Origin of the sequence: Kitasatospora sp. NPDC090308 (assembly GCF_044769485.1) — a bacterium.
Classification (GTDB): domain Bacteria; phylum Actinomycetota; class Actinomycetes; order Streptomycetales; family Streptomycetaceae; genus Kitasatospora; species Kitasatospora fiedleri.
Window position 1 is genome coordinate 223046 of record NZ_JBIVXY010000008.1, and the last position, 13770, is coordinate 236815.

The following is a 13770-nucleotide window of genomic DNA, read 5'->3' on the forward strand; positions in this document are numbered from 1 at the left end:
GCGGGAGGACGGCTAGGCCAGCCCGGCGCGTTCCAGGGCGTCGACGCCGGTGCGCAGGGCGGCGATCCGCTCGTCCAGGGTCCAGCCGGCCGGGGCCGGATTCGTTTACGCGCTGGAGAACGTCCGCGACCCCTCCGTGTTCCCAATGGGGAAACCACAGGTCAGGGCACTCTAGTCTGCGGTGGCAGGGGAATCATCGCGTACGGGAGCGGCGGGCCGGGGTCTCCGTCTCGGTGCAGGGGCTCCCCCGAGGCGATCAGTTGCTCTCGCAGCCACTTCGGATCGCAGTCGTACATCTGCCCTAGGACTACTAGCCCCAGCCCCCTGCGGTACCGGGCGGCTGTCGCAGGGAGCGCAGCGACGATGAGCTTCTTCAGCATGGCCTGGTACTCAGGCCCGGTACTGGCCCACATGAGGTCTCCGTAACGAGGGGAGGGCCCCGCCCCGGGGCTGCCTGAGAAGGCCGTCGAGGCGGGGCCGTTCCCGCCGGAGGGGGAGGCCGGCGGGGGTGCGGGGTGGTCAGTGTGTCCTGGCGACGTAGGTACGGAATCCGCCACGTTCACCTGTCGGGACGAATCCCGCCCTGATGAGGACGCGGCCGGAACTCGGGTTGTCCGGGTGGTGCCGGGCGTGCACTCGGGCCACCCCGAGGCACCGGGCCAGGTCAAGCAGGTGGCCGACGACGAGGGTGGCGTACCCTCGGCCCCAGGTGTCGGGCCGCAGCAGGTAGCTGACGGCCGCGCTCGTGTCGGAGCGCTGGTGGAGCGTGGCGATGCCGACGAGTTCGCCATCGGCGGTGATGCCCAGCACGTGGTCGCGGGGCGGCCCGGTAGGGGGCGTGAGCGCCTGTCGGGTACGGCAGAGTGCTTCCGTCGGTCCCATCGGCGGGCGGCCGAGGTAGCGCACGGCCTCGGTGGTGTAGATGCCGGGCATGGCCTGGGCGTCGCCAAGCACCAGTTCCCGCAGTTCGATCATTAGCGGTCTGCCTCGTGGAGAGCGGTGAGCCGGTCGGCGAGTTCCGTGGCCAGGGGCCGGTCCTTGGCCTCGGCGAGCAGCACGTCCTCGAGCACCTGCTGAAGCTCCGGCCAGACCTCGGTGCCGACCAGCGGCACGGCCCGTTCCCCGATGGCTTCGAGCAGCGCTGTCGGTCCGGCGGCCTTGCGGTCGATACCGGCAGCCTCGTAGTCCAAGGGCCAGTCCCCGGTCACGACCGTCCACAGGGAGGCGGCGAGGGCGTACACGTCGGACATGAAGGTGGTCAGCACGGGCTGGTTGCCGGCCGCGATCTCGGCGGCCAGCTCGGGCGCGGTGAGGTGCACCATCGTTCCCCGGAACACCGACCAGGGCGTCTCACCGAGCTGACGGGCCCACGCGAAGTCGATCAGCCGCACCCCGCCCACGGTGTGAATGGCGTGAGCGGGCTGAAGGTCGCCGTGAATCCAGCCGAGGCCGTGCAGCTCCGCCACCGCCTGGGCGACCTGCACGGCGCTCGCCAGCGCCTCGGGGCGGGCGGCGTCTCGCCGGGCACGGACGGACCTGAACTGCTGCCAGGTGCTCGGGCCCTCCTCCCACGGTGTGACGTACCAGACGCCGCCGTCGCCGATCCGGCCGGAGGCCACTTCGTAGCCGGGCAACCGGTCCAGCACGGACGCCTCGCGGGCGGTGACCTCGGCGGCCTCGCCGGTGCCGAGCTTGATGCTCGCCGCACCGTCCGGGCCGCCGGCCTTCCAGACCGCCGAGCCGCGCCGGTCGCTGATCTCGGTCAGCGTGACGGGCCCGCACAGGGCCTCCGCCGCCTTCAGGGCCTCTGCGGCCTCGGCAAGGAACTCGCCCATTCTCGAACTGCCTTCCATTCGCAAGGGATGTGCTCGAAGACGTCCCGGCCGTCGTCCACCGACACGGCGAGAGCCGTGGCGAGGTCGGGCGTCTCCGTGAGGAACTTCGGGTCCAGCGGACGCACGCCCGCCCGCACTGGCAGGAACGAGAAGGGCGGCGGCGGGATGCTCCGGCCGCTCCGGGCGGTCTCGACCGCGCCCTGCGCGAACTTGCCGAACATCACCCCAACCGGCGCGTACAGGTTCTTCAGCGCCCAGTGCGGCCAGGACAGCAGCTCCCGGTGGTCCGCGTCTTCGCACTGTCCGAGCAGCACCACGTTCTCGCACACCAGCGTCCCGTACGGCCGGGCCATCAGCGGGCGAACCCACTCCGCGGCCTGGACCCCGGCGTAGAACAACTCGGCCTCCACCGCGTACCGGTGGCTGCCCGGAGCGATCTCGTAGACGGTCCACCCGGTCATGCCCCGCCGGACGGAAGGCCGCAGGAACGGGCAGCGCTCGAACAGCCCGGCCAGGTAGGGCCCCACGTCGACGGACGTCGGATGCTCTGTCCGGGCCTCGGTGAGGCGGAGCGCCCCGGCGGTGGGCCGGGACGCTCCGTCGAACGGTGCTGTGATCACAGGTAGGACGCCGCCGGGGTCAGGTCGTCGCCGTCGCCAGGGCCCGGCCGGGGGCCGCAGTCCCACTCGGCGGTGACGGTCCCGGTCTCCAGGTACTGGGCACGGGCCTCGGTGTTCACGGTGCCGTCGGCGTCGGTGAACCAGATTTCCGGCAGGGGCCCGTACGCCTCCTCGTACGCGGCCACCCAGGCGATGGGCCCGAAGCCCCGCATCTCGACGTGTTCCAGCTTGCGGCCGGCGTGCTCCAGCGCGAACGCGTCGTGCGCGGCCGGGTCCGCGACGAGGGCGTGCCACGTGGCGTCGATCGCGGTGGAGAACATCTCCGGCGCGCTCTCGCCCGCGTCGATCCGCCGCGCGGTGATCCTGAAGAACTTACCCAACTCGTCCAGCTCCACGGTGGAACCGGTGGTGGTGGTGCTCACGTGCCTCTCCCATCGGGTTGCCGCTGCCCGGTCTGCTGGCCGGGCAGTTGTGTGGTGCCCCGGCCCGGCGGGGGGGTGATCCGCCGGGCCGGGGAGTTCGTGGGCGCCCTGGGGCGCGGTGCGGTCAGATGCGGCCGGACACGATCAGCGCCGTCACCAGCGCTATCAGCACCAGCAGGGAGATCGTGTAGGCCACGGCGACCGGTTCGGGGGTGGGGACTGCGCGCGCGGTGCGTTCGGTCGCGGCGCGGTACTCGTCCTGCTCGTCCACGGGGTGCCTACGCCGTCCGCTGGGCATCGAGCGTGGCCCGAAGTGCGGTGCGGCGGTGGGGAGTTCGGGCGCGGGCGGTGCAGTCGTCGCAGATGGAGTGGCGGGTGCTCACGGGGTCACCGGAGGTCTGTAGCGTCACTCCGACGCAGACCAGCCTGTCCTGCTGGCAGGCGAAGCATCGTCCCGGACGGTAGCCGTCGCGCCGTTGGTGGTCGTACTCCTCCTCCCCGACGATGCGGAAGGGCGGCGGCCGGTGCTCGCTCAACTCGCCTCCTCCAAGTCGGTCAGCCGGACCAGCTCCGGGTACTCGGCTGCGGAGCTGTCCCGGTCGACCCAGCCTCGGCCGGTGAAGTTGCTCGGCGCTTGAGAGACGATGCCCGTCCACCCGGCCGTGCGGTGGCGGACCGGGACGCCCTGCACCAAGCTGTCGTTCTCGGCATTCACGGTTGCGCCCCTCCAAGTCGTCGGGTTGCCGGCCGCGAAGCGCGAGCCGGGCACTGCTTACGCCGCGTTCCTACGGGCCGTGCACCCGCGACAGCCGCACCACGACCGCACCGCGGCTACGGCCAGCTCGTGTCCCGGGGACAGGGCAGTCTTCGTGGCCTGAGCTGCCCGGTAGTCGTCCAGCGGTGACCACCCCGACGGGGGCTGGTTCTGCTCGTACTTGGCCGGCCCGGGGGCGACCTCGCGGTACACCCGGGGGGTGGTGCGGCGGGGCATCAGCCAGTCCTCTTGTATGTCTCGGTGAACTTCTCGCTACTCTGCGTCCATGCCCGCCGCCCCGTTCATCAACGACGACAACGATCACGACGCCTGCTGGATCTGCCCCAGCCTCCGGCTCCCGGCCGGGGAGTTCGATGTGCTCGAACGCCCCAGCCGGGACTACCCGTTCAACCCGGCGGACGGCTTCCGGTACAACCGGGAGGGAATCCCGGCCTGCGTGCACGGCGACCGCATCGGGCTGCCTCCCGGCCGGCACGCGAGTGCCGGCCAGGAGTTGCCGGGAGGCTAGGACGCGATGGCGTGCTGGCGCCCGCTGCGGCCGGAGCCGATCAAGTCGTACTTCTCGGCGAGGATGGCCAGGCGGCGGTCGACCTCCGCCTTGTCGAGCCAGTACCGGATGGGCGGCGCACCGTGCCAGGCGGCCACGTACGCGGCGTGGGTGTACTCGCTGCTGGTGTAGTCCGTGTGCTCCTGGTCGGTCTGGTGGATCAACGTGAAGCCGGTGCGCTCGGCGATGCGGGCGAGGAGCTGCGGCTGCGCAATCATCGCGTGCGTCATCTCGTCCACGGGGGCGGACAGCGCCAGTTCGGCGTCGGTCTCACTGCCGGTCAGCTCGAAGGCCGCGGCCTTGAGCGCGATGGCGCGCAGGCCCTCGGCGAACAGCGGGGCCTTATCCGTGTCGAGGTTCCACTCGCTGATGGTCGGGAACCCGGTGAAGCACTGCCAGTCGGAGCTGTATTCCAGGGTGGCGGCCTCGAACGCCGGGAACTCCGGGTCCGCCGTGACGGCCGCCAGGATCTCGCGGGCACGCTCGCCGACCTCGTCGGCGGCCGACATGGTACTGGTGGACATGCTGGTCCTCCTGCTGATGGTTGATGTCGCTGCACCAAGTGAAAGACCCACGCAGTGTCCGGAACCAGAGCGGAAGTTGAGCGTTGATCAGGCATAATCAACGCGTTGTCAGGCTTGAGCTGGGCCTTCGGACTGGACGGGGGAAGCACACATGCCAGCGAAGAGACGAAGGCTTGCGGCCCGCCGGAAGGCGCTCGGTTACAGTCAGGACCGTCTGGCCGAACTGTTGGGGGTGGCAACATCCACCGTTGCTCGCTGGGAGGCCGGCGCTGACCCCCATGGATGGGTTCTTCCCAAGCTCGCCAGGGCCCTCAAGGTCACGCCCGAGAATCTTGCGGACCTACTGGTTCTAGAAGTGGCCCCTCCAGTCCTTCCGGCGGCTTCAACCGCCGCTATTCCCTCTGGGGACACAGACGACATGAAGCGCCGCGATGTTCTGAGCCTGCTGGCCGTAACAGGGGCTCTCGTCTCCCTGCCGGAAATCGTTAACTCGCCACCCCAGTACGGCATATCTGCGACACTGGAAGAGTCCGGTCCGGAACTGAATAAGGCTCTCTGGCAAACGTTCTCACTTTCCGATTCAAAGCAAGCCGTATACCCCTTGATCCGGCATCAACTCGGGCTGCTTGCCAAGGGTTTGGAAGAAAATCAGAGCAACGCTTCTCGCCAACTTCTGTGCTCTCTGGTGGGAGACCTCTATCAGCTGGCCGGAGAGATCTTCTTCGATGCCAACAGGTACTCCGATGCCGCTCAGTGCTATGCGTTGGCTGCTAACGCTTGCAGGGAGGCAGGTGCGTTCGACATGTGGGCTTGCGCTTTGACGCGGCACGCCTTCGTGGAGCTGTATGAACGCCGCTTCACGGTGGCCGCTCCAATTCTGTCAGCAGCGGCACGGGTGGCTGAGCGAGGAGACAGCCAGTTGTCGACGCGCTACTGGGTAGCAGCGGTGCAGGCCGAGGTCTATGCAGGGCTTGGTGACTTTGATGCCGCTGGTCGAGCGCTCGACGCTGCCGAGGAAGTGCACAACCTCCCTGGGAAGCCGCACAACGGCGGCTGGCTTCGCTTCGACGGATCGCGGCTCGCAGAGGAGCGAGGGACCTGCTATCTAGCCCTGAGGCGACCCGACTTGGCGGAACAGGCGCTGACTGCGGCACTCTCTCAGCAGCTCTCACTGCGCCGCCGGGGGGCCGTGTTCGCGGAACTGGCGACCCTCGGTGCCGAGCGCCGAGACCTCGACCAGGCGGGCCACTACATCCGCGCCGCTCTGGATCTCGTAGGACAGACCGGCTCGGGGTATGTCGGAAAAAAGCTGGAAGCCGTCAAGGCGCGCCTGGCTCCGCTCATGCCCGATAGACGCGCCCTGGCGTTGCATCAGAAAATTTCGGCGCTCAACAGCGCCGCCTGACCGAGGAGCAGCACATGTCGACTGACGGGCAGATTTTTCGCCAAGCATGGATCTCCGGTGTCTCGAAGCACTATCCCGGGGAGCCGAAGCCTGGGTATATCGCTCCATGGGAAGAAACGCCGGACTGGGAGCGCGAGTGCGCTGCCGCAGTTTTCGGCCAGGTCCGGGATTTCCTTCAGGTGAGCAACGGGAGCGCTTCGAAACTTACCCGGGAACAGAAGGGGCGGTTCGTGGCGCTGTGCTGGATCGCACAGATCTACAAGCACATCGAGAACCCCAAGCCGGGCTACGTCGCCGACTGGAACGAACTTCCGTCCTGGCAGCAGGAAACCGACTCGGACATCTTTGAGGCCATCGAGCAGGCGCTGACCTGACCGGGTCCCTCGGCCCGGACGCCGGAGCGGCCTCCAAGATCGCCATGGCGAACTACCTACTGAAAGGCGCGACGTGAACCTTCCTGTGGTCCACGCCGTCGTCCACCAGGCCGCCCGCGCCTACGGGGCCCGCACCCCGGCGGGCGAACGAGTGATCGTCATCGAGACCGGGCACCGCTCGCCCGGCCAGCTCACCCGGACCACCCTCCCACTCCCCGATCACGTCGCGCTCGACCTCGTCAGCGGCGTCGAGTCCATCGGCTGGTGACATCCCCTCTACGCCAAGGCTCCCGGCCGGCACTGTTCGCGTAGTGCCGGCAGGACGCCTTTTTCCATTTCCCTCTCTTCTCACGCCGCGCTAGCTGAAGCCTCTTCCAAAACATCCACCAGTCGTTCAGCGGCCTCATCCGTTGTGATGAACTGCATTCGCGGTTCGCGCTTCAGCGGACCTCGGGCCGGGAAAAGCAGGATTTTGACTCCGAATTCCTCCGGCAGCTCCCGCCGACCTACGATGCCTGCCTTCTCCCACTCACTCGCCACCGTTCGCCCAGTCGGCACCGAGTACCACTCGGCGGGTTTCTCCGGGGTGGCCTTCGCTTCTCTCAGCTCAGTACCCATCCGCGCGTACTCCCGACGGAACCACTCGGCGTCGTCCTGGTCGTCGTACAGGCCAGCGGCGCGGTCGGCTCGCAGCCGTTCCCGGCCGGCTTCCAAATCTGCGATGCGCTGCGCCACGCCGTTCCCCGGCTCCCATAACCGTTCCGTGAACTCAGCCGAGCCAAATTCGGCGAGGAGCCGCCGTTCCGCAAACTCGCCCATTGCAGAGATAGGAGCAACCGGCTGCGGGCAATTCTTGGAACCCAGCACACCGCCCGTCCGGGCTTGCATTCCCACACCGGAATAATACCGCTCTTGTGCGACGCACTAGTCCGATAGAGCCGCACAGTGCAGCGTCCGCAGATTCCGAGTCCACTGTCACGCGGCCGGTTTCGTCCATCAGCAGCCGCCGTGCGAACTCGCGGGCGACGGCCGCCGAATCGGGTTCGTGCTCCGTGTGAGACACCTTCCCGCCGTAAGGCAGCTGCACGTGCATGAATCCGTACGCAGGCCGTCCGGCCACCTCCCCGTCGCGGCGAGCCCGCTCGGCCTCCTGCCGGTTGCGGGTCCTGATGTTCCGATGCTCGCCCTGCGCCATGAACAGCTTGAGGGTGAATTCCTGCTCCTGCTGCGGGTCGTTCAAGTCCCAGTAGCCGACGTGATCAGCCGTGAGCAGCGTCCGGCCGGCAGCAGCGTTCTCGCGCGCCAGCCGCAGCCCCTCGTAGACGTCTACGTCTCGACCAATTCGGTCCACGGCGGACGCCGCAAGCCCGTCGTACGGTCCGTGCTTGCCCTTGAGCCAGGGCCCCGGCTTCGGGCAAGTGAACGGGTCGGACGCGCCCGACACCTCCCAGTCGTCCGCCCATCCGATGATGTGCCCGCTCTAGCGGGCCGCAGCGTCCAGGATGAGGTTGTGCTGCCGGGCGGGTGAGCTGGTGGCGGCCTGCGCCCGGGGGAGGCGGCGGACGCCGAGCAGGCAGCGCCCACAACCGTCGTACGGCGTCACAGGCGAGTCGTTGGCACTGGTCATGGTGGGCACACGTTCCCCAGGGGCCAGAATGGCTCGCGCCGCTGAACGGGCGAACCCGGCCCCCAGGGATGCCCCGCTTAGGCCAGCCCGGCGCGTTCCAGGGCGTCGACGCCGGTGCGCAGGGCGGCGATCCGCTCGTCCAGGGTCCAGCCGGCCGGGGCGAGGGTGAGTGTGGTGACGCCGGCGGCGGCGTAGGCCTGCATGCGGTCGGCGATGCGGGCGGTGTCGCCGAGGAGGGCGGTGGCGTCGATGAAGTCGTGCGGGACGGCGGCCGCGGCGGCGGCCTTGTCGCGGGCCAGGTAGTGGGTCTGGACCTCGTCGGCGGCCTGCTCGAAGCCCATCCGGCGGGCGAGCTGGCTGTAGAAGTTCTTCTCCTTGCTGCCCATGCCGCCCAGGTAGAGGGCGGTGTAGTCGCGCAGCGTGTCGGCGGCGGCGCGGACGTCGTCGCCGACGGCGATGTTGACGGTGGGGCAGAGGTCGAAGCCGTCCAGGGTGAGACCGGCCTTGGCGCGGCCAGCGGCGAGGGCGTCGACGGAGAGGGCGGCGTGCTCGGGGGAGAAGAACAGGCCGAGCCAGCCGTCGGCGATCTCGCCGGTGAGTTCGAGGTTCTTCGGGCCCATCGAGGCGATGTAGAGCGGGATGTGCTCGCGGACCGGGTGGACGGTGAGCTTGAGCGGCTTGCCGGGGCCGCCGGGCAGCGGGAGCGTCCAGTTCGCGCCGTCGTGCACCAGGCGCTCGCGGGACATCGCCTTGCGGATGATCTCCACGTACTCGCGGGTGCGGGCCAGCGGCTTGTCGAACCTGACGCCGTACCAGCCCTCGGAGACCTGCGGGCCGGAGACGCCGAGGCCGAGCCGGAACCGGCCGCCGGAGAGGGTGTCCAGGGTGGCGGCGGTCATCGCGGTCATCGCCGGGGTGCGGGCCGGGATCTGGAAGATCGCCGAGCCGACGTCGATCCGCTCGGTCTTCGCGGCGACGTAGGACAGCACGGTCGCGGCGTCCGAGCCGTACGCCTCGGCGGCCCAGCAGACGGAGTAGCCGAGGCGGTCGGCCTCCTGGGCGACCGCGATGTTGTCGGCGTCCAGGCCGAGTCCCCAGTAACCGAGGTTGATCCCGAGTCGCATGTGCCCAAGCCTTCCAGTCGGGTGGTGCGGTGAGCGTAGCCGTCCTGCCGGAGGCCATGCTACTGACCGGTAGTGGCGGTGCGGGCCACACCGGCGGGCGGACGGCGGCGCGGCGCGCGGACACGTCGTCCGTGCGGGTCGTCCCGGGCCCCGGGGGGTTTCGCCGCTACCCTCACAGCACGTGGGGGGCACCGCCCCCGACCTGCGCCGACACCGTCGGCACAGCAGGCATGACGGAGGGCGCGATGGAACAGCGACAGCTCGGCCGGACCGGCCTGCGGGTCTCCCGGCTCGGCCTGGGCACCCTCACCTGGGGCCGGGACACCGACGAGCACGAGGCCGCCGAGCAGTTGAAGGCGTTCGTGGACGCGGGCGGCACCCTGGTCGACACCGCCGACGTGTACGCGGACGGCGGCGCCGAGTACCTGCTGTCCCGGCTGACCGACGGGCTGGTCCCGCGCTCCGAGCTGGTGATCGCCACCAAGGCCGGCGCGCTGCCCGGCACCCGCCGCCACGACACCTCCCGCGGCCACCTGCTGAACGCCCTGGACGGCTCGCTGCGCCGCCTGAACACCGACCACGTCGACCTGTGGCAGGTGCACGCGCACGACCCGGCCACCCCCACCGAGGAGACCCTGCACGCGCTCGACCTCGCGGTCTCCTCCGGCCGGGCCCGGTACGTCGGGGTCTGCCAGTACAGCGGCTGGCAGCTCGCCAAGTCCGCGGCCCGGCAGCACGCGCTGCCCGGATCCACCCCGCTGGCCTCCGTCCAGCTGGAGTACTCGCTGCTCCAGCGCGGCATCGAACGCGAGGCGCTGCCCGCCGCGCAGGACGCCGGGGTCGGCCTGCTGGCCTGCTCGCCGCTCGGCCGGGGCGTGCTGACCGGCAAGTACCGGCACGGCGTGCCTCCCGAGTCGCGCGGCGCCTCCCCGCACCCCACCGGGTCGGTCCAGCCCTACCTGGGCGAGACCTCCCGGCGGATCGTGGACGCGCTGGCCACCGCCGCCGACGGGCTCGCCTCCACCCCGCTCAAGGTGGCGCTCGCCTGGGTCCGCGACCGCCCGGGCGTCGCGGCCACCCTGCTGGGCGCCCGCACCGCCGCCCAGCTGCAGTCCTCGCTGTCGGTCGAGGCCCTTACGCTTCCGGGTGAGATCCGCGCTGCGCTGGACGACGTGTCCGCCCCGGTGCACCGCTACCCGGACCAGGGCTGGACGGAGCTGTAGCCGCCCCGCCCGTCGAAGGAGCCTTCCCGCGATGACCACCCCCGAGGAGAGCCCGGCCGAGCGCCGGGCGGAGAGCCAGGCGGAGAGCCCGGCGGAGCCGACGGGCACCCCGGAGCCCCCGGCGGGCCCTGGCGCCCCGGACGACGGCGCCGCGCGGCCGGCCGGCGCGCCGCTCACCGGCGAGCAGCGCGCCGCCGCGGTGGCCGCGCTGGCCAAGGCGATCGGCGCGATCAACGCGAACGACATCGTCGCCCCGCCCCGTCCGCGTGACACCGACCTGTCGGCCGCTGACGAGACCGCTACGGGCGAGACCACTACGGACGAGACCGCTACGGACGAGTCCACCGGCGACGCGGCGTCCGCTGACGGGTCGTCCGCTGACGCGCCCACCGCCGACGAGACGGCCGAGCAGCTGTCCGACGTCCCCGGTGGAGCGGCTGTCGGCGGGCCGGCTGACGCCCCGTCCGAGCGCCCGGTCCGCCGTCCGAGCGCTCCCGCCGCCCGGTCCGACGTCCCGCTCGACGACGCGCAGCGCAAGGCCGCGCTGGCCGCCGTCGGTGAGGTGCTGGCGGTCGGTGGCGCGCCCGCCGAGCTGACACCGGCGGCGCTGGCCGAGTTCGGCGAGGGCGCGGCCGAGCAGCTCCGCGAGGACCCGTGGGCGGTGCTCTCGCTGCCCGGCGTGCGGCCCGAGCACGCCGACGGCTTCGCCAAGACGCTGCTCGGCCCCGGGGCCCGGCCGGACGACCCGCGCCGCTCCCGGGCGCTGGTGGCCTGGCTGTTGGAGCAGGCCGCGCTGCACGGGCACTCGGCGCAGGAGATCGGCGAGGTCGCCGAGGGCCTGCGCGCCCGGCACGTCCCGGACCCGGAGGGCGCGTTGCAGGCGGCGCTGGAGGACGGGCGGGTGATGCCGTTCCAGGAGGAGCTGCCGCTGCCGCCCGGCAGCCACGACGAGGACGAGGAGCCGCCCGTCCGCACCATGCTCGCCCTGGAGCGCCTGGCGCTGGCGGAGGAGAGCCTGGGCGAGGGCCTGGTCCGGCTGCTGTCCACCTTCGCGCCCGGCGAGGACGGGGAAGGGGCCGGGGAGGGGCACGAAGAGGAAGAGCACGAGGACGCGGGCAGCGCTGAGGGCGGCGTCCCCGCGCAGGCCGGTCCGGCCGCCTGGGAGGCCGCCGCGGCGGCGGCCCCGCGGTCCGCGCAGGAGCTGGTCCGGGCCGTGGCCGGTTCCGGGCTGGTGCTGCACACCGGCGGGGAGGCGGCCAGGGCCGAGCCGGTCGCGCTGCTGCACGCCGCCGCCGGGCTGGGCCTGCGGGTCCGGGCGGTGGCCTGGACCGGCCAGGGGCGGGACGCGCTGGCGGCGCTGCTGCCCGAGGGCTCCCCCGCCGCCGGGCGGATCGGCACCCTGAACGACCTGCTGTACGGCGCGGACGTGCCGCGCGCGGTGGACGGCACCCTCGCGCTGGACGTGCTGGTGGTGCTGGACGCCCCGCTGCTGGACGTGGAGACCGCGGCGACGCTGCTGGAGGCGCTGGCGGACGGTGCCCGGCTGGTGCTGTCGGGAGACCCGGGCGGCCTGTGGTCGGCCGGTCCGGGCCGGTTCTTCGGCGACCTGCTGGCCGCCCGGGCGTGCCCGGTGGTGGCGTCCCGCACGCCGGACTTCGGTCCGATCGGCGAGCTGGTGTCCGGGGTCGGCGTCGGCGAGTTGCAGCCGGTGGACGCCCCGGACAAGGAGGTGGTGATCCTCACCGCGCAGGACGGCGGGGAGGCCGTGCACCGGGCCGTCCAGCTGCTCACCGACTCGATCCCGCGGGCGCTGTCCGTCCCGTCCGAGCAGACCGTGCTGCTGACCCCGGGGCACGGCGGCCCGGCCGGCACCCGGGCGCTGAACGCGGCCGCCAAGGCCCGGCTGAACCCCGGCCCCGGCCGGTTCGGCGGCTTCGACCCGGGCGACCGGGTGGTGCACTCCCCCGCGCTGGGCGTCAACCTGCCCGGGCGGGTGCTGGACGGCGACGCGAGCGGCCTGCACGTGGAGCTGGCCGACGGCGGCCGGATCACGCTGACCCCGGCGCAGGCCGGGAAGCTGCGGCACGGCTGGGCGGTGACGGCCCACCAGGCGGTCGGGCGGCGCTGGCCCGCGGTGGTCGTGGTGCTGCCGCCGGAGGCGTCCGGCCAGCTGACCAGGCAGTGGGTGTACTCGGCGTTCGGCCGCGCGGAGCGGCACCTGTCGGTGGTGCACGCGGCCGGCCCGGCGCTCGCCCAGGCCGTCGCCGAGCGGCCCGCGCGGGACCGCACCACGCGGCTGCGGACGGTCCTCACCGACCAGTGAGACCACGGGTGGGGCGGCGGGGGGGCACTGTGCTCCCCCGCCGCCCCACCCGCGGAACGACGTACACGCCGCTGCCGGGCCGGCCGTTCGACCGGCTCCGGTGGGAGGAGAGCCGCCGCAATCCCCCCTGGCGCCTCAGCGTCGAGGCGCTTTTCGTCCTTCGCCCGCCGTGGACCGGCAGCAATCGCCCGTACGACGTACGGAGGCACCGGCGACCGCGCTCCGGGTGTTCCGTTCCCCCGGTGCGGAGCCGCCGGAATGCCGTTCCGTTGCCGCTCGAACGGTAGCCGAAATTCCACCGGTGCGGGCCATGATTTCGCCCGGTGATCCGCACCGCGCCGGAATTCGGCGGCCGTGCGGCGGACGAGTAGCGGGCGAGGAGAAAACGAGTAGCGGGCCGCCCCAGGATGATTCCGAAACGCACCGGGACCGGGCGGTCGGCGGCCGGGCACCGGGCGGTCGGCGGCCGGGCACCGGGCGGGCGGAAAAGGGGCCGGAGAAGTGCTCGGCCAGCCGTCGGCGCACCGTTTCGTCCTCCACGCTGCCGATTCCGGTGAAGGCCCGGACCGCCTTCTCCCGGCATTCCCCGGCCTCCGCCGCCCGTCCTTGGGACATCCGGGCCGTGGCCATCCGGTCGATCGTCCGGCCGACCACCGGCAGGTCGCCGAAACGGCGGGCGACAGCGAGCGGGCCCGCGCCGAGGTCGAACGACTGCTGGTGCTCGCCGAGGCGTTGCAGCACCCGGGCGAGTTTCAGCCGGGTGTCCGCGACGGCGGCCTCGGTGCCGATCCGCTCGCGGACGGCGGGCGTCTCGACCATCAGGTCGCGGGCGACGGCGTGGCGGCCCGGCTCGTTGCGGACCGGGGCGAGGTTCTGCAACAACCGGTGCAGCAGCGCGTCGTCGCCGGTCGCCCGGGCGGTCGCCGGCGTCCCGGGAAGCGGGCACCGCACCGTGCACCATCGCTGCGACC

At 71.8% G+C, this 13770-nt stretch carries 17 protein-coding genes and 1 pseudogene; 7 read left to right on the forward strand and 11 right to left on the reverse strand.

What is annotated here, in order from left to right; all coding sequences use genetic code 11:
* Positions 1 to 519 precede the first annotated feature (519 nt).
* From ACIQVD_RS20520 to ACIQVD_RS20545, 6 genes are all read right to left on the reverse strand, one after another.
* Positions 520 to 975, reverse strand: coding sequence for a GNAT family N-acetyltransferase (locus ACIQVD_RS20520; protein ID WP_402290945.1), 456 nt, complete (start codon positions 973 to 975; stop codon positions 520 to 522).
* Complete coding sequence (locus tag ACIQVD_RS20525) at positions 975 to 1835, reverse strand: protein kinase (RefSeq protein ID WP_402290947.1); 861 nt, start codon at positions 1833 to 1835, stop codon at positions 975 to 977. The genes ACIQVD_RS20520 and ACIQVD_RS20525 overlap by 1 nt, the downstream gene beginning before the upstream one ends.
* Positions 1799 to 2455 carry a hypothetical protein gene (locus ACIQVD_RS20530; RefSeq protein WP_402290949.1) on the reverse strand — a complete coding sequence of 219 codons (657 nt, stop codon included), beginning with the start codon at positions 2453 to 2455 and terminating at the stop codon, positions 1799 to 1801. The genes ACIQVD_RS20525 and ACIQVD_RS20530 overlap by 37 nt, the downstream gene beginning before the upstream one ends.
* The gene (locus tag ACIQVD_RS20535) at positions 2452 to 2877 is read right to left on the reverse strand and encodes a hypothetical protein (RefSeq protein ID WP_402290951.1); all 426 of its coding nucleotides are present in this window, start codon (positions 2875 to 2877) and stop codon (positions 2452 to 2454) included. The genes ACIQVD_RS20530 and ACIQVD_RS20535 overlap by 4 nt, the downstream gene beginning before the upstream one ends.
* Positions 2878 to 3001: 124 nt before the next feature.
* On the reverse strand, positions 3002 to 3148 hold the full coding sequence (locus ACIQVD_RS20540) for a hypothetical protein (RefSeq protein ID WP_400679516.1): 147 nt from the start codon (positions 3146 to 3148) through the stop codon (positions 3002 to 3004).
* Between the two features lie 261 nt (positions 3149 to 3409).
* Complete coding sequence (locus ACIQVD_RS20545; RefSeq protein ID WP_402290954.1) at positions 3410 to 3592, reverse strand: hypothetical protein; 183 nt, start codon at positions 3590 to 3592, stop codon at positions 3410 to 3412.
* Positions 3593 to 3917: 325 nt separating this feature from the next.
* On the opposite strand from ACIQVD_RS20545, the gene ACIQVD_RS20550 reads away from it, so the two are divergent.
* The gene (locus ACIQVD_RS20550; RefSeq protein WP_402290956.1) at positions 3918 to 4160 is read left to right on the forward strand and encodes a hypothetical protein; all 243 of its coding nucleotides are present in this window, start codon (positions 3918 to 3920) and stop codon (positions 4158 to 4160) included.
* On the opposite strand, the gene ACIQVD_RS20555 is transcribed toward ACIQVD_RS20550, so the two are convergent.
* A complete protein-coding gene (locus ACIQVD_RS20555) occupies positions 4157 to 4723 on the reverse strand; it encodes a hypothetical protein (RefSeq protein ID WP_402290959.1) in 567 nt (188 codons plus the stop codon). The two genes, ACIQVD_RS20550 and ACIQVD_RS20555, sit on opposite strands and share 4 nt — an antisense overlap.
* 151 nt (positions 4724 to 4874) lie before the next feature.
* On the opposite strand from ACIQVD_RS20555, the pseudogene ACIQVD_RS20560 reads away from it, so the two are divergent.
* The 4 genes and pseudogenes from ACIQVD_RS20560 to ACIQVD_RS20575 all read left to right on the forward strand — a co-directional run.
* A pseudogene (locus ACIQVD_RS20560) lies at positions 4875 to 5054 on the forward strand (helix-turn-helix transcriptional regulator); the annotation flags it as partial.
* An 87-nt stretch (positions 5055 to 5141) separates the two neighbouring features.
* On the forward strand, positions 5142 to 6128 hold the full coding sequence (locus ACIQVD_RS20565; RefSeq protein WP_402291063.1) for a transcriptional regulator: 987 nt from the start codon (positions 5142 to 5144) through the stop codon (positions 6126 to 6128).
* Positions 6129 to 6142: 14 nt separating this feature from the next.
* Entirely contained in the window at positions 6143 to 6502 is a 360-nt protein-coding gene (locus tag ACIQVD_RS20570) for a hypothetical protein (protein WP_402290961.1), read from the forward strand.
* Positions 6503 to 6575: 73 nt separating this feature from the next.
* Positions 6576 to 6770, forward strand: a complete 195-nt coding sequence (locus tag ACIQVD_RS20575) for a hypothetical protein (protein WP_402290964.1) — start codon at positions 6576 to 6578, stop codon at positions 6768 to 6770.
* A gap of 80 nt (positions 6771 to 6850) precedes the next feature.
* Here ACIQVD_RS20575 and ACIQVD_RS20580 read toward each other — a convergent pair whose 3' ends face one another.
* From ACIQVD_RS20580 to ACIQVD_RS20590, 3 genes are all read right to left on the reverse strand, one after another.
* Positions 6851 to 7396 carry a hypothetical protein gene (locus ACIQVD_RS20580; RefSeq protein WP_402290966.1) on the reverse strand — a complete coding sequence of 182 codons (546 nt, stop codon included), beginning with the start codon at positions 7394 to 7396 and terminating at the stop codon, positions 6851 to 6853.
* A 586-nt stretch (positions 7397 to 7982) separates the two neighbouring features.
* The gene (locus ACIQVD_RS20585) at positions 7983 to 8129 is read right to left on the reverse strand and encodes a hypothetical protein (RefSeq protein ID WP_402290969.1); all 147 of its coding nucleotides are present in this window, start codon (positions 8127 to 8129) and stop codon (positions 7983 to 7985) included.
* A gap of 77 nt (positions 8130 to 8206) precedes the next feature.
* Positions 8207 to 9253, reverse strand: coding sequence for an LLM class F420-dependent oxidoreductase (locus tag ACIQVD_RS20590; RefSeq protein WP_402290971.1), 1047 nt, complete (start codon positions 9251 to 9253; stop codon positions 8207 to 8209).
* A gap of 245 nt (positions 9254 to 9498) precedes the next feature.
* Between ACIQVD_RS20590 and ACIQVD_RS20595 the strand changes: the two genes are divergently transcribed.
* Both ACIQVD_RS20595 and ACIQVD_RS20600 read left to right on the forward strand, forming a co-directional pair.
* Complete coding sequence (locus ACIQVD_RS20595; protein WP_400679490.1) at positions 9499 to 10476, forward strand: aldo/keto reductase; 978 nt, start codon at positions 9499 to 9501, stop codon at positions 10474 to 10476.
* Positions 10477 to 10507: 31 nt separating this feature from the next.
* Entirely contained in the window at positions 10508 to 12799 is a 2292-nt protein-coding gene (locus tag ACIQVD_RS20600; RefSeq protein WP_402290974.1) for a helix-hairpin-helix domain-containing protein, read from the forward strand.
* Between the two features lie 135 nt (positions 12800 to 12934).
* Here ACIQVD_RS20600 and ACIQVD_RS20605 read toward each other — a convergent pair whose 3' ends face one another.
* Positions 12935 to 13678 carry a hypothetical protein gene (locus tag ACIQVD_RS20605; protein ID WP_402290977.1) on the reverse strand — a complete coding sequence of 248 codons (744 nt, stop codon included), beginning with the start codon at positions 13676 to 13678 and terminating at the stop codon, positions 12935 to 12937.
* Positions 13679 to 13770 lie beyond the last annotated feature (92 nt).

Excerpts from the sequence above, each read along its gene's own strand:
- ACIQVD_RS20520 (WP_402290945.1), bottom strand. The coding sequence starts at position 975 with ATGATCGAACTGCGGGAACTGGTGCTTGGCGACGCCCAGGCCATGCCC.
- ACIQVD_RS20525 (WP_402290947.1), bottom strand. The coding sequence starts at position 1,835 with ATGGGCGAGTTCCTTGCCGAGGCCGCAGAGGCCCTGAAGGCGGCGGAG.
- ACIQVD_RS20550 (WP_402290956.1), top strand. The coding sequence starts at position 3,918 with ATGCCCGCCGCCCCGTTCATCAACGACGACAACGATCACGACGCCTGC.
- ACIQVD_RS20555 (WP_402290959.1), bottom strand. The coding sequence starts at position 4,723 with ATGTCCACCAGTACCATGTCGGCCGCCGACGAGGTCGGCGAGCGTGCC.
- ACIQVD_RS20565 (WP_402291063.1), top strand. The coding sequence starts at position 5,142 with ATGAAGCGCCGCGATGTTCTGAGCCTGCTGGCCGTAACAGGGGCTCTC.
- ACIQVD_RS20570 (WP_402290961.1), top strand. The coding sequence starts at position 6,143 with ATGTCGACTGACGGGCAGATTTTTCGCCAAGCATGGATCTCCGGTGTC.
- ACIQVD_RS20585 (WP_402290969.1), bottom strand. The coding sequence starts at position 8,129 with ATGACCAGTGCCAACGACTCGCCTGTGACGCCGTACGACGGTTGTGGG.
- ACIQVD_RS20590 (WP_402290971.1), bottom strand. The coding sequence starts at position 9,253 with ATGCGACTCGGGATCAACCTCGGTTACTGGGGACTCGGCCTGGACGCC.
- ACIQVD_RS20595 (WP_400679490.1), top strand. The coding sequence starts at position 9,499 with ATGGAACAGCGACAGCTCGGCCGGACCGGCCTGCGGGTCTCCCGGCTC.
- ACIQVD_RS20600 (WP_402290974.1), top strand. The coding sequence starts at position 10,508 with ATGACCACCCCCGAGGAGAGCCCGGCCGAGCGCCGGGCGGAGAGCCAG.